The sequence below is a fragment of the Candidatus Thiodubiliella endoseptemdiera genome (genome assembly GCF_964212635.1).
In the GTDB taxonomy this organism is placed as follows: domain Bacteria; phylum Pseudomonadota; class Gammaproteobacteria; order PS1; family Pseudothioglobaceae; genus Thiodubiliella; species Thiodubiliella endoseptemdiera.
In genome coordinates, this window is the sequence record NZ_OZ156463.1 from 1,646,636 (window position 1) to 1,662,599 (window position 15,964).

At 40.8% G+C, this 15,964-nt stretch carries 3 protein-coding genes; all 3 read right to left on the reverse strand.

Translation table 11 applies throughout. The features are described from left to right. Positions 1 to 15: 15 nt before the first annotated feature. The 3 genes from AB8525_RS08915 to AB8525_RS08925 all read right to left on the reverse strand — a co-directional run bounded on the left by AB8525_RS08915 (position 16) and on the right by AB8525_RS08925 (position 15,813). A complete protein-coding gene (locus AB8525_RS08915; RefSeq protein ID WP_369177469.1) occupies positions 16 to 5,448 on the reverse strand; it encodes a beta strand repeat-containing protein in 5,433 nt (1,810 codons plus the stop codon). Positions 5,449 to 5,497: 49 nt separating this feature from the next. Beyond that, entirely contained in the window at positions 5,498 to 5,653 is a 156-nt protein-coding gene (locus tag AB8525_RS08920) for a hypothetical protein (protein WP_369151063.1), read from the reverse strand. Between the two features lie 134 nt (positions 5,654 to 5,787). After that, on the reverse strand, positions 5,788 to 15,813 hold the full coding sequence (locus tag AB8525_RS08925) for an FG-GAP-like repeat-containing protein (protein WP_369177471.1): 10,026 nt from the start codon (positions 15,811 to 15,813) through the stop codon (positions 5,788 to 5,790). Positions 15,814 to 15,964 lie beyond the last annotated feature (151 nt).

The window sequence follows — 15,964 nt, forward strand, 5'->3', positions numbered from 1 at the left end:
TATGCAAAGGTCTCTTTATACAAGAATAAGATTATCAGTTATAAAGTGCCCTAATGCAACTGTGTCAGGAGTAGAGGAGCCACCAATACCAGAAACCCCTTGTAGATTGATAACCAAATCAGCAACATCATCTGTAACCGTGCCATCAGCATCAATCGTTAGTTTGGCACTACCTGCAGTGCCAGTATCTGACACTGTAATATATTTATCAATATTGGCAAAAAGTGTCGCTTGGTTACCACTAGCGGTAATAAAATCTTTTAAATCTAATTTATCACCACCAGCACCAAATATGAAGCCAGTTATGGTGTCTTCGCCATTATCTGTATTTGCATAAACAAAAATATCACTGCCTGCACCGCCATTTATAGTATCGTTGCCTGCACCACCATTTATAGTATCGTCACCTGCACTACCCGTTATAGTATCGGCGTTATCGGTGCCGATATAAAAATTATATGCAAATGCCCAAGTTTTACCTGAGGTATTATCAATACCTGCAAAGTCATTACCCGAGGTGTCAGTTATAACGCCTGATGCCATTTTGATGTAATAAACACCTGAAGTTAAATTACTTGGGTTAAGAGTGAGTGTTGTGTCGCTAATATTAGCATTAGTAATGCTAATAGTTGCAACTTTTTCTGCGCTATTCCAGATTTCAACAATGCCACCATTTGTTTTGATGTTTTCAGAAAACTCAATTACTAGATTTGAAGGCTCGCCTAAGACATTGGTATCGCTGGTTTTTTCTGTAAAGGTTGGAACTTGTTCATCTACAGACAGAGGTCGTTGAGCTTGTCCATCTACAGAAGCAGGTTGTTGATTGTAGTAGTATTTAAGGGTGCCATCATTCTTACCCACCACCAAATCTAGGTCACCATCGCCGTCAATATCGGCTAGGGTTGGTGAGGAATAATCCCCCACATCAATGCCATTAAAAGGATTGTCATCTCCAATTTTTGCTTCATAAGCAGGGTTAGAAGTAGTGCCTGTATTTTGATAGTATTTAAGGGTGCCATCATCCTTACCCACCACCAAATCTAGGTCGCCATCGCCGTCAATATCGGCTAGGGTTGGTGCGGAAAAATCCCCCACATCAATGCCATTAAAAGGATTACTATCTCCAGTTTTTACTTCATAAGCAGGGTTAGAAGTAGTGCCTGTATTTTGATAGTATTTAAGGGTGCCATAAGCCTCGCCCATCATCAAATATAGGTCGCCATCGCCGTCAATATCGACTAGGGTTGGTGAGGGAGAATCTCCCGCATCAATGCCATTAAAAGGGTTGCTACCTCCAGTTTTTGCTGTATAAGCAGGGTTAGAAGTAGTGCCTGTGTTTTGATAGTATTTAAGTGTGCCATTACTCTCACCCACCACCAAATCTAGGTCGCCATCGCCGTCAATATCGGCTAGGGTTGGTGAGGAAGAATATCCCACATCAATACCATTAAAAGGATTATTGCCTCCAGTTTTTGCTTCATAAGCAGGGTTAGAAGTAGTGCCTGTGTTTTGATAGTATTTAAGGGTGCCAGCACCCTCACCCACCACCAAATCCAGGTCGCCATCGCCGTCAATATCGGCTAGGGTTGGTTTGGAAAAATCCCCCACATCAATACCCTCAAAAGGATTATTGCCCGAACCTGTTTTTTCAATATACTCAAGCTTAGTCTTAGCCAACACTACTCTATCAGCGGTAAATACTGGTGCATTACCTGCGACATCTGTTATATTATTTAGCGTAATATCGCTTGTTGGGTTGTCAATATCAAAGTCTGTAGCGGCAATGCTATCTCCAGCTTGAACGCTATATTTAAACACCAGTTTCTTATCACCTGCAGTTGTAGAGGCAGTTTTATCCAAAACAAAGTCTTTGCCTGCAATGACCACTTTAGAGCCTGTGGTGTTATTAAGTTTCAAGGTCTCACTCATTGTCAGTGTTAGGCTGATAACATCGCCTGCCTTAAAAGCAGATTGTCCTGCTGGAATATTGCTTAGAGTCCATGAGTTAGTAGCCGTTGGAGTTGGGGCTTGTCCATCTACAGAAGCAGGTTGTTGATTGTAGTAGTATTTAAGGGTGCCATTCTGCTCACCCACCACCAAATCTAGGTCGCCATCACCATCAATATCAGCCAAGTTTGGTGTAGGAAAAACTCCCACATCAATGCTATTAAAAGGATTGCTACCTCCAGTTTTTGCTTCATAAGCAGGGTTAGAAGTAGTTCCTGTATTTTGATAGTATTTAAGGGTGCCATCATCCTCACCCACCACCAAATCTAGGTCGCCATCACCGTCAATATCGGCTAGGGTTGGTTTGGAAAAATACCCCACATCAATGCCATTAAAAGGATTGCTATCTCCAGTTTTTACTTCATAAGCAGGGTTAGAAGTAGTGCCTGTATTTTGATAGTATTTAAGAGTGCCATCATTCTTACCCAACACCAAATCCAGGTCGCCATCACCGTCAATATCGGCTAGGGTTGGTGAGGCAGCATTTTCCACATCAATGCCATTAAAAGGATTGTCATCTCCAGTTTTTACTTCATAAGCAGGGTTAGAAGTAGTGCCTGTGTTTTGATAGTATTTAAGGGTGCCATTACCTTTACCCACCACCAAATCCAGGTCGCCATCACCGTCAATATCGGCTAGGGTTGGCGTGGAATAACCTCCCACATCAATGCCATTAAAAGGATTATCACCTCCAGTTTTTGCTTCATAAGCAGGGTTAGAAGTAGTGCCTGTATTTTGATAGTATTTAAGGGTGCCATCATCCTTACCCACCACCAAATCTAGATCACCATCGCCGTCAATATCGGCCAGGGTTGGTGCAGAAATCTCCCCCACATCAATACCCTCAAAAGGATTATTACCCAAACCTATTTTTTCAATATACTCAAGCTTAGTCTTGGTCAACACCACTCTATCAGCGGTAAATACTGGTGCATTACCTGCGACATCTGTTATATTATTTAGCGTAATATCGCTTGTTGGGTTGTCAATATAAAGGTCTGTAGCGGCAATGCTATCTCCAGCTTGAACACTATATTTAAACACCAGTTTCTTATCACCTGCAGTTGTAGAGGCAGTTTTATCCAAAACAAAGTCTTTGCCTGCAATGACCACTTTAGAGCCTGTGGTGTTATTAAGTTTCAAGGTCTCGCTCATTGTCAGTGTTAGGCCGATAACATCCCCTACCTTAAAAGCAGATTGTCCTGCTGGAATATCGCTTAAAGTCCATGGATTGGTCGTGATTGGGGTTGGGTTAATGGTGTCATAAGTTACTGCTGTGCTAGTGATAGTTGTTGAATTGGTGCCATCACTAAGCGTTACTGCAGCCGTGTAGGTTTTTCCATCGGCTAATTCAGATGGCATAGCAGAATGTGCGAGTGTCCAGGTGCCGTCAGCTGCAACAGCTGGTAATCCTGAAGTTATTGCTGTGCCTACTGTATTACTACCTTCAAAAAACTCAATCTTAGTAATAGATAAGGTACCTGCTCCCGCTACTGTGCCTGAGAGTGTGGTTGCATCTTTCTCGTTATTATTAATGTAGTTATCATCGGCACCTATCCAAGCGATTGTGGTAAAAAGTGCTTTGGTTGCAAATGCCCAAGTGGTGTCAGCACCTAAATTAGTGATACCTGCAAAGGCATTGCCTGCCATATCGGTGATTACGCCAGATGCCATTTTGATGTAATAAGTGCCTTCAGTTAAATCAGCAGTAGGATTAATAGTAAGTTTATCGTTAGCAATGCTAATTTTACTATTGTCAATAGCAATGGTTTCTACAATGGTATTGTCGCTGGCTTTATGAATGACAATATTGCCTGTGCCGGCTTTGATGTTTTCACTAAAGTCAATTACTAGGTTAGAGTCTTCACCCAAGATAACGCTCATTGCTTGTGCGGTGAGAGTAGCAGTAGTAGTATCCACAGTAATCGCCAAAGCATCAGAAACCAAACTTTCATTACCCGCAACATCTGTTGCTCTTGCGGTAATGCTGTGTGGGGTTGTGCTTTGGGTTAAACTGATATCAATAGAGAATGTGCCATTAGCCTTTACTATTTCAGAGCCTATGGCTGTTGTGTTGGTACCATTGTATAATCTTATAGTAGCACCGACTTCTGCACTGCCTGTGATGGTGAGGTTTGAGGTTTTATTAGTTAGGTTGTCACTATTACTTGTGCCTGAATCGTCCTCTGTGGCTAAATCTAAACTTATGGGTTTGCTGGGTACAACGGTATCAACTTTATGACTATTACTAGCGTATTCTGTGCCAATACTTCCTCCAATTGCCGCATCTTTTGCCACACCAACAAATAAGTCAGTTGTTGAGTTATCTGTCACTCTGACTACTAACGAATAAACACTACCACTGCCACTGAAAGCACCTTTTGTTCCACCTGTCACTTCAATATCAGTTTTATCAAAACCAGTAACATCATCTTTAAAAGTAAAAGTATAGGTAATATCTGTGCCTACCTTTGCCTTGTTAATGATGCTTGTTTCTGCTAAATCATCAGTAATACTTAAACCAATCCCCAAACCTGGAGTTGACTCACTACCGTCAATATCAGTGGATATAATTCTCTTAAAAGCACCTGCTTCTGATAGCCCATCATCGCCTGTTATATCAATCTTAACAAAACCATCTGCAAAATAAACCCTATCGCCATTAGAGGCTGTGAAGGAGACTTCTTCTTGGTAATCGGTATCGCCAATAGTAACCGTTCTTTTGAAGGTGTAGGTAATGCCATCTAGTGTTTGTTCGTAGTTGTTAAAAGTGCCGGTTAAATAAACAACATCGTTACCACCTGTTGAGGTGAGTCCTGTTGCATCAACTTTGGTGCCTTGGGCAACATAGACTGTGTCATTGCCACTATTGCCAGATATCTTAAATACTGAGCCTTTGACACCAGGGGTAATGTGCTCACCGTTGTTATCAGAAATAAATACTTTAGTAGCACCACCTTTGTCAATGGCGGGTTGACTGGTTAAAGGGTCGGTGGGTGTGCTTGAACTGGAGTTAATATCAGTGGATTTAATTTTCTGAAAAACGCCTGCATTTGATAGCCCATCATTGCCTGCTATATCAATCTTAAAAAAACCATTTGCAAAATAAACCCTGTCGCCATTAGAGGCTGTGAAGGAGACTTCTTCTTGGTATTCAGTATCGTTAATAGTAACCGTTCTTTTGAAGGTGTAGGTATTGCCATCTAGTGTTTGTTCGTAGTTGTTAAAAGTGCCGGTTAAATAAATTGAATCATTGCCACCTGTTGAAGTAAGCCCTGTTGCATCGACTTTGGTGCCTTGTCCTACATAGACGGCATCGTCTCCACTATTACCAGATGCTTTTAATGCTTGTCCGTGAGATTCAACTCCGGTGATATCGGAATACCAGTTGACGAAGAAGCCGTTGGTGTTGCTGATGAAGTATTTTGTTTGTCCTGGCATGGGGCTGTCCTTTGGGTGTTATAACTGATTATTATTATACATAATTTACTTATTCCTCTAAGAGGCCTTTGCATAAATAGGGATGATTAGCAAAATGACAGATTTTATTAAATTGGAAATTTTTTAAATCCACTCCTAGCAGGGCTAAGGGTGTTTTTAAAAAGTTTGTAATTTGATGAAAGATGGCGTTTTGATGATTATTCATATTTATGCAAAGGTCTCTCTAAGTTCAAGTTTTTAAATTTTTAAATTTTTGGTTGATATTTTTCCATAAAAAAACCCGCTTTAATAAGGCGGGTTTTTGTTTTTATGGGTGTCTTACTTTATGCAAAGGTCTCTTTATACAAGAATAAGATTATCAGTTATAAAGTGCCCTAATGCAACTGTGTCGGGAGTAGAGGAGCCACCAATACCAGAAACCCCCTGTAGATTGATAACCAAATCAGCAACATCATCTGTAACCGTGCCATCAGCATCAATCGTTAGTTTGGCACTACCTGCAGTGCCAGTATCTGACACTGTAATATATTTATCAATATTAGCAAAAAGTGTCGCTTGGTTACCACTAGCGGTAATAAAATCTTTTAAATCTAATTTATCACCACCAGCACCAAATATGAAGCCAGTTATGGTGTCTTCGCCATTATCTGTACTTGCATAAACAAAAATATCACTGCCTGCACCGCCATTTATAGTATCGTTGCCTGCACCACCATTTATAGTATCGTCACCTGCACTGCCCGTTATAGTATCGGCGTTATCGGTGCCGATATAAAAATTATATGCAAATGCCCAAGTTTTACCTGAGGTATTATCAATACCTGCAAAGTCATTACCCGAGGTGTCAGTTATAACGCCTGATGCCATTTTGATGTAATAAACGCCCGAAGTTAAGTTACTTGGGTTAAGAGTGAGTGTTGTGTCGCTAATATTAGCATTAGTAATGCTAATAGTTGCAACTTTTTCTGCGCTATTCCAGATTTCAACAATGCCACCATTTGTTTTGATGTTTTCAGAAAACTCAATTACTAGATTTGAAGGCTCGCCTAAGACATTGGTATCGCTGGTTTTTTCTGTAAAGGTTGGAACTTGTTCATCTACAGACAAAGGTTGTTGAGCTTGTCCATCTACAGAAGCAGGTTGTTGATTGTAGTAGTATTTAAGGTTGCCATCATACTTACCCACCACCAAATCTAGGTCGCCATCACCATCAATATCGGCTAGGGTTGGTGAGGAATAATCCCCCGCATCAATGCCATCAAAAGGATTGCTGTCTCCAGTTTTTGCTTCATAAGCAGGGTTAGAAGTAGTGCCTGTATTTTGATAGTATTTAAGGGTGCCATCATTCTTACCCACCACCAAATCCAGGTCGCCATCGCCGTCAATATCGACTAGGGTTGGTGCGGAAAAATCCCCCACATCAATGCTATTAAAAGGATTGCTACCTCCAGTTTTTACTTCATAAGCAGGGTTAGAAGTAGTGCCTGTATTTTGATAGTATTTAAGGGTGCCATAAGCCTCACCCATCACCAAATCTAGGTCGCCATCGCCGTCAATATCGGCTAGGGTTGGTCTGGAATAATCCCCCACATCAATGCTATTAAAAGGATTGCTATCTCCAGTTTTTACTTCATAAGCAGGGTTAGAAGTAGTGCCTGTGTTTTGATAGTATTTAAGGGTGCCATAAAACTCACCCATCACCAAATCTAGGTCGCCATCGCCGTCAATATCGGCTAGGGTTGGTCTGGAATAATCCCCCACATCAATGCTATTAAAAGGATTGCTATCTCCAGTTTTTACTTCATAAGCAGGGTTAGAAGTAGTGCTTGTGTTTTGATAGTATTTAAGGGTGCCATCATTCTTACCCATCACCAAATCTAGGTCGCCATCGCCGTCAATATCAGCCAGGGTTGGCGCAGAAGCATTCCCCACATCAATACCCTCAAAAGGATTATTACCCAAACCTATTTTTTCAATATACTCAAGCTTAGTCTTAGCCAACACTACTCTATCAGCGGTAAATACTGGTGCATTACCTGCGACATCTGTTATATTATTTAGCGTAATATCGCTTGTTGGGTTGTCAATATCAAAGTCTGTAGCGGCAATGCTATCTCCGGCTTGAACGCTATATTTAAACACCAGTTTCTTATCACCTGCAGTTGTAGAGGCAGTTTTATCCAAAACAAAGTCTTTGCTTGCAATGACCACTTTAGAGCCTGTGGTGTTATTAAGTTTCAAGGTCTCGCTCATTGTCAGTGTTAGGCTGATAACATCGCCTGCCTTAAAAGCAGATTGTCCTGCTGGAATATCGCTTAGAGTCCATGGATTGGTCGTGATTGGGGTTGGGTTAATGATGTCATAAGTTACTGCTGTGCTAGTGCTAATTGCTGAATTGGTGCCATTACTAAGCGTTACTACAGCCGTGTAGGTTTTTCCACCGACTAGTGCAGTTGGCATATTGGCATGTGCCAGTGTCCAAGTTTTATCATCCGCAATGGTTGGCAAACTTGAAACTGTGGCTACTGAATTACTGCCTTCAAAAAATTCAATCTTAGTAATAGATAAGGTACCTGCTCTCGCTACTGTGCCTGAAAGTGTGGTTGCATCTTTCTCGTTATTATTAATGTAATTATCATCGGCACCTGCCCAAACAATGTCGGTAGTAAGGACGATGGTTTCAAATGCCCATTGGTTGCTGTTTTTAGCAATACCCAGTGCATCGTTGCCTGACATATCCGTTACAGCACCAGGGTTCATTTCTAAATAGTAACTGCCTGCGGTAAGTTTATTATTGGTTAAACCTAATGCTGATACATCAATAGTAAGTTTATCATTGGTAATGCTAAATTTATTTGTATCACTAGCGATATTAATAGTTGCTACTGTTACATCGCTACTATTCTTGATGAGAATATTGCCCGTACCTGCTTTAATATTTTCACTAAAGTCAAGCACTAAATCTGAGGTCTCTAAGATAACGCTGGCTTGTGTTGTTAGAGTTGGCGCTTGTCCATCTACAGAAGAAGGTTGTTGATTGTAATAATATTTAAGGGTGCCATTCTGCTCACCCACCACCAAATCTAGGTCGCCATCGCCATCAATATCGGCTAGGACTGGTGCGGAATAACGCCCCACATCAATGCCATTAAAAGGATTGTCATCTCCAGTTTTTGCTTCATAAGCAGGGTTAGAAGTAGTGCCTGTATTTTGATAGTATTTAAGGGTGCCATTAAACTCACCCACCACCAAATCTAGGTCGCCATCGCCATCAATATCGGCTAGGGTTGGTTTGGAAGAATCCCCCACATCAATGCTATTAAAAGGATTGTCATCTCCAGTTTTTGCTTCATAAGCAGGGTTAGAAGTAGTGCCTGTATTTTGATAGTATTTAAGGGTGCCATAAGCCTCACCCATCACCAAATCTAGGTCGCCATCGCCGTCAATATCGACTAGGATTGGTGAGGAAGAATATCCTGCATTAATGCCATTAAAAGGATTGTCATCTCCAGTTTTTGCTTCATAAGCAGGGTTAGAAGTAGTGCCTGTGTTTTGATAGTATTTAAGGGTGCCATTATTCTCACCCACCACCAAATCTAGGTCGCCATCGCCGTCAATATCGGCTAGGGTTGGCGTAGCAAAACCCCCCACATCAATGCCATTAAAAAGATTGCTACCTCCAGTTTTTGCTTCATAAGCAGGGTTAGAAGTAGTGCCTGTATTTTGATAGTATTTAAGGGTGTGATTCTCCTCACCCACCACTAAATCTAGGTCGCCATCGCCGTCAATATCAGCCAGGGTTGGCGCAGAAGTATTCCCCACATCAATACCCTCAAAAGGATTATTGCCCGAACCTGTTTTTTCAATATACTCAAGCTTAATCTTGGTCAACACTACTCTATCAGCGGTAAATACTGGTGCATTACCTGCGACATCTGTTATATTATTTAGCGTAATATCGCTTGTTGGATTGTCAATATCAAAGTCTGTAGCGGCAATGTTATCCCCAGCTTGAACGCTATATTTAAACACCAGTTTCTTATCACCTGCAGTTGTAGAGGCAGTTTTATCCAAAACAAAGTCTTTGCCTGCAATGACCACTTTAGAGTCTGTGGTGTTATTAAGTTTCAAGGTCTCGCTCATTGTCAGTGTTAGGCTGATAACATCGCCTGTCTTAAAAGCAGATTGTCCGGCTGGAATATTGCTTAGAGTCCATGAGTTAGTAGCCGTTGGAGTTGGGTTAATGGTGTCATAAGTTACTGCTGTGCTAGTGCTAATTGTTGAATTGGTGCCATCACTAAGCGTTACTACAGCCGTGTAGGTTTTTCCATCAACTAGTACAGTTGGCATATTGGCATGTGCCAGTGTCCAAGTTTTATCATCCGCAATGGTTGGCAAACTTGAAACTGTGGCTACTGAATTACTGCCTTCAAAAAATTCAATCTTAGTAATAGATAAGGTACCTGCTCCCGCTACTGTGCCTGAGAGTGTGGTTGCATCTTTCTCGTTATTATTAATGTAATTATCATCGGCACCTGCCCAAACAATGTCGGTAGTAAGGACGATGATTTCAAATGCCCATTGGTTGCTGTTTTTAGCAATACCCAGTGCATCGTTGCCTGACATATCCGTTATAGCACCAGAGTTCATTTCTAAATAGTAACTGCCTACGGTAAGTTTATTATTGGTTAAACCTAATGCTGATACATCAATAGTAAGTTTATCATTGGTAATGCTAAATTTATTTGTATCACTAGCGATATTAATCGTTGCTACTGTTACATCGCTACTATTCTTGATGAGAATACTGCCCGTACCTGCTTTAATATTTTCACTAAAGTCAAGCACTAAATCTGAGGCTTCCTCTAAGATAACGCTAGCTTGTGTTGTTAGAGTTGGGGCTTGTCCATCTACAGAAGAAGGTTGTTGATTGTAGTAATATTTAAGGGTGCCATCATACTTACCCACCACCAAATCTAGGTCGCCATCGCCGTCAATATCGGCCAAGTTTGGTGCGGAATAAATCCCCACATCAATGCCATCAAAAGGATTGCTGTCTCCAGTTTTTACTTCATAAGCAGGGTTAGAAGTAGTGCCTATATTTTGATAGTATTTAAGGGTGCCATACCTCTCACCCACCACCAAATCTAGGTCGCCATCGCCGTCAATATCGGCTAGGGTTGGCGTAGCAAAATCCCCCACATCAATGCCATTAAAAGGATTGCTACCTCCAGTTTTTGTTTCATAAGCAGGGTTAGAAGTAGTGCCTGTGTTTTGATAGTATTTAAGGGTGCCATTACCTTCACCCATCACCAAATCTAGGTCGCCATCGCCGTCAATATCGACTAGGATTGGTGAGGAAGAATATCCCGCATTAATGCCATTAAAAGGATTGTCATCTCCAGTTTTTGCTTCATAAGCAGGGTTAGAAGTAGTGCCTGTGTTTTGATAGTATTTAAGGGTGCCATTATACTCACCCACCACCAAATCCAGGTCGCCATCGCCGTCAATATCGGCTAGGGTTGGTTTGGAAGAATATCCCACATCAATGCCATTAAAAGGATTACTATCTCCAGTTTTTACTTCATAAGCAGGGTTAGAAGTAGAGCTTGTATTTTGATAGTATTTAAGGTCAACATTCTTACCCACCACCAAATCCAGGTCGCCATCGCCGTCAATATCGGCTAGGGTTGGTGCGGAAAATTTCCCCACATCAATGCCATTAAAAGGATTATTGCCCGAACCTGTTTTTTCAATATACTCAAGCTTAGTCTTGGTCAACACTACTCTATCAGCGGTAAATACTGGTACATTACCTGCGACATCTGTTATATTATTTAGCGTAATATCGCTTGTTGGGTTGTCAATATCAAAGTCTGTAGCGGCAATGCTATCTCCAGCTTGAACACTATATTTAAACACCAGTTTCTTATCACCTGCAGTTGTAGAGGCAGTTTTATCCAAAACAAAGTCTTTGCCTGCAATGACCACTTTAGAGCCTGTGGTGTTATTAAGTTTCAAGGTCTCACTCATTGTCAGTGTTAGGCTGATAACATCCCCTACCTTAAAAGCAGATTGTCCTGCTGGAATATTGCTTAGAGTCCATGGATTGGTCGTGATTGGGGTTGGGTTAATGGTGTCATAAGTTACTGCTGTGCTAGTGCTAATTGTTGAATTGGTGCCATCACTAAGCGTTACTACAGCCGTGTAGGTTTTTCCATCGGCTAATTCAGATGGCATAGCAGAATGTGCGAGTGCCCAAGTGCCGTCAGCTGCAACAGCTGGTAATCCTGAAGTTATTGCTGTGCCTACTGTATTACTACCTTCAAAAAACTCAATTTTGGTAATCGTTAAAGTACCTATTCCAGTTACTTTGCCTGAGAGTGCGGTTGCGTCTTTTTCACTATCATTAATGTAGTTATCATCGGCACCTATCCAAGCGATTGTGGTAGAAAATGCTTTGGTTGCAAATACCCATTGGTTAGTATCTTTAGTAATGGCAGCAGCATCGTTACCCGCTATGTCAGTTACTGTGCCTGCATCCATGGTGATATAGTAACTGCCTTGGGTTAATTTATTATCAGTTAAACCTAATGCTGACACATCAATGGTGAGTTTATCGCCAGCAATGCTGAATTTAGTTGTCTCAGTAATATTAATGGTTGCTATTACTCCATCATCACTACCTTTAATAACAATACTACCTGTACTACCTGCTTGAATGTCTTCATTAAAATCAAGCATCAGGTCTGAGGTTTCACCCAATTCGGCCGAAGCTTGTGTTGTTAGGATTGGGGCAGTGTTGTCCATTACCACATCATTAGATTCAGCTGAAATATTTCCTGCTTGATCAACCAAATACCAATTATAAGTACCCTCTATTAATCCATTCGGGTTAAAATTATGAGCGCTATTATCACCTAATCCCCTTACTACATTGACTTTATTGCTAGTTACTAAAGCTTCAAGTTTAGCAGCTGTATTAATCGCATCGCCAGACAATGAGTTGTGAACCAAATAACCCACACTAGAATCTGTGCTTGTTACTGTGATATCAGAATCTGTATTTGAAATAAGTGTTGCTGTTGCAGTGAGTGCATTTGGCGCAAGGGTATCAATAACCTGAGTATCACTCGCTGCAACCGTATTTCTATTGCCAGCAATATCTACAAATTTATCAGCAGCAACGCTAACTTCTAAATTGCCTTCGGTATCTGTATTAGGCACAACAATTAAGGTATAGGCTTTATTGGCATTAACACCTGTGGTAACCAATACTAAATCAGCACCATTTTTAATAGCGCCATTAGTAATAACAATGTCATCTTTGGTAAACTCTGTTACTGCCTCGTTAAAGGCAAAGGTAAAGATGATTTCTTCACCTGCTTTGGTTGTAGCGTCTTCATTATCGGTAATGGTCAAGGTTGGCACAACCGTATCAACTTTAAAATCACCTATTTTCTCTATCGCTGGGTTACCAGCAGTATCTTTTATATTGACTTTATAGCTGTAAGTTTGTCCATGGGTTAATGCTTGTAAATCTGTGGCTGCAACAGTAATGGTTGCACTATTGTTGGTAACAGTACCTGTATAAGTTTTTTGGTTAATAACTAGTGAGACTTCTTGATTGTTTTCTACACCAGTTGTAGCAACTGTTACAGTGCCATTGCTGTTGTCTTCAATAGCGTTTAAAATATCTCCCCAATTTAGTGTAATGTCTCCAATAGTTGGTACAACACCATCAACATTACGGTCTAATTCAATAGGATAAGTGCCTGTGGTGGCAACCATATTACCTGCTGCATCGGTTACTCCTGTTAAGGCAATTGCACTTGCATTGGTAATCTCAAAATCTGCTTTACTAACGCTATCATCGACTTTGACAGTGTAGGTAAAGAATAATTGTTTTAACTCATCTGCTGATGCCCCTGCTTTGGCGGCACCTTTGCTGGTATTTAGTGTAAATTCCTTACCGTCAATGGTTACTTTGCTACTGGTAGCATTGCTTAACGAGAGTGCTTCATTGGTTGTCATGGTTAGCTCAATAACATCACCTACTTTAAAGCCTGATTGTCCATCTGTTGGTGAATTGACTGCCCAGTCTGTTATGGTTGGGGCTATGGTGTCAATTAGAACAGGGGTAGCGTTACCACCTGTACTTGTACCACCACCTGCTGAAGATAAATTTATCTCAATCGTATAGGTCTCACCACTGACTAAAGTCGGTATTTTATTATTGGCTAATGTCCATTCGGTACCATCGGCAGAGGCAAAAGTGGGTAGGTTACTGGTATCTACAACTTTGTCATTGGCTGTTCCACTGGCTGCTTTAAATGTAATAGCACTGATAACAACGCCTGCTGCACCGCCAGAATTTGTTAATGTGCCTTGAATGGCAAGTGTGCTAGATTCACTGGCATTGATACCATTGTCGCTAACAGAGTTACCGCTTGCATCTACCCATTGTGCTGTGGTGGTGAATGAAGAGACCAGAAAGCCCCAACCACTATTGCTGTCAATACCCTCATAATTATTACCTGCAGTATCTTTAAAAGTGCCTGCATCAATTTTGACATAGTAATTCTTATTGACTATTAAATCACTACCTGGATTAATAGTGATAATTTTTTTGGTGCTATCAAGGCTAACTTGGTTGGCTATATCAATAGTAATAAGGGTGCTAGGGTTGGCTTTATCATAAATGACAATACTGCCTGCTGTGTTTATTGTAACTGCCTCTAAAAAGGTCATCGTTAAGTTTTCATTAGGTGCCATATTGCCACTGAGTGTTGCTACTGGGGCTTTGGTGTCAATTGCTTGCTCGTTATTTGCTGCTGTTGTGCTGTAAGCATTGCCCGCACTGTCTGTAATTGCAGGATTAGCAGACACTGACACTGTTAAGTTAGAACCTACATCTAGGTCACTGCTAGGTACAACGGTCAAGGTATAGACTTTACCTGCATCAGCAGGTGTTGTGCTGGCAATTAAATCAGTACCTGTCTTAATAGCACCATTGCTGATGTTGATAACGCTTTTATCAAAACCTGTTACTGCTTCACTAAAGGTAAAGGTATAGGTGATTGTATCGCCAGTTTTAAGGGTTAAAGTATCAGCCTTGTCATCGCTGATAATCAAAGTTGGGGCTTGAGTATCAAAACTTTGATTATTGCTGGCAGCAACTGATTTTAGTGCTGTGTTAACTTTAGAAGTAGCAGCATCAACGGCTACTGTAAGGCTTATTATGCCTTTGCTGTTTGCAGGAGGGGTTAGTTCTAAAGTATAGACACTTTCACTACCATTAACAGAGGCAAAAGTACCTTTTGTACCGCCTGTAACTGTAATATCATTTATATCAAAATCTGTAACTGCTTCATCAAAAGTAAAGGTATAGGTAATAACTTCACCAACTTTAGCGGTGTCGGACTTGTCATCAGTAATACTTAAACCAATCCCCAAACCTGGAGTTGACTCGCTGTTGTCAATATCAGTGGATTTAATTTTCTGAAAAACGCCTGCATTTGATAGCCCATCATTGCCTGTTATATCAATCTTAAAAAAACCATCTGCAAAATAAACCCTATCGCCATTAGAGGCTGTGAAGGAGACTTCTTCTTGGTATTCAGTACCGTTAATATTAACCGTTCTTTTGAAGGTGTAGGTATTGCCATCTAGTGTTTGTTCGTAGTTGTTAAAAGTGCCGGTTAAATAAATTGAATCACTACCACCTGTTGAGGTAAGTCCTGTTGCATCGACTTTGGTGCCTTTGGCAACATAAACTGTGTCATCGCCACTATTGCCAGATATCTTAAATACTGAGCCTTTGACACCAGGGGTAATGTGCTCACCGTTGTTATCAGAAATAAATACTTTAGTAGCACCACCTTTGTCAATGGCGGGTTGACTGGTTAAAGGGTCGGTGGGTGTGCTTGAACTGGAGTTAATATCAGTGGATTTAATTTTCTGAAAAACGCCTGCATTTGATAGCCCATCATTGCCTGCTATATCAATCTTAAAAAAACCATTTGCAAAATAAACCCTGTCGCCATTAGAGGCTGTGAAGGAGACTTCTTCTTGGTATTCAGTATCGTTAATAGTAACCGTTCTTTTGAAGGTGTAGGTATTGCCATCTAGTGTTTGTTCGTAGTTGTTAAAAGTGCCGGTTAAATAAATTGAATCATTGCCACCTGTTGAAGTAAGCCCTGTTGCATCGACTTTGGTGCCTTGTCCTACATAGACGGCATCGTCTCCACTATTGCCAGATACTTTTAATGCTTGTCCGTGAGATTCAAGTCCGGTGATATCGGAATACCAGTTGACGAAGAAGCCGTTGGTGTTGCTGATGAAGTATTTTGTTTGCCCTGGCATGGGGTTGTCCTTTGGTTGTAATGTTTAATATTATAATGATACCTTGAAAAAATGGGGGGGAATAATATACATTGTGTAAAGTTATCCCTAGAAAGTTTTTATAAAATTAGGTATTGGTTTTTTAGAGATTTTAGATTTTATAGTTGCCCAC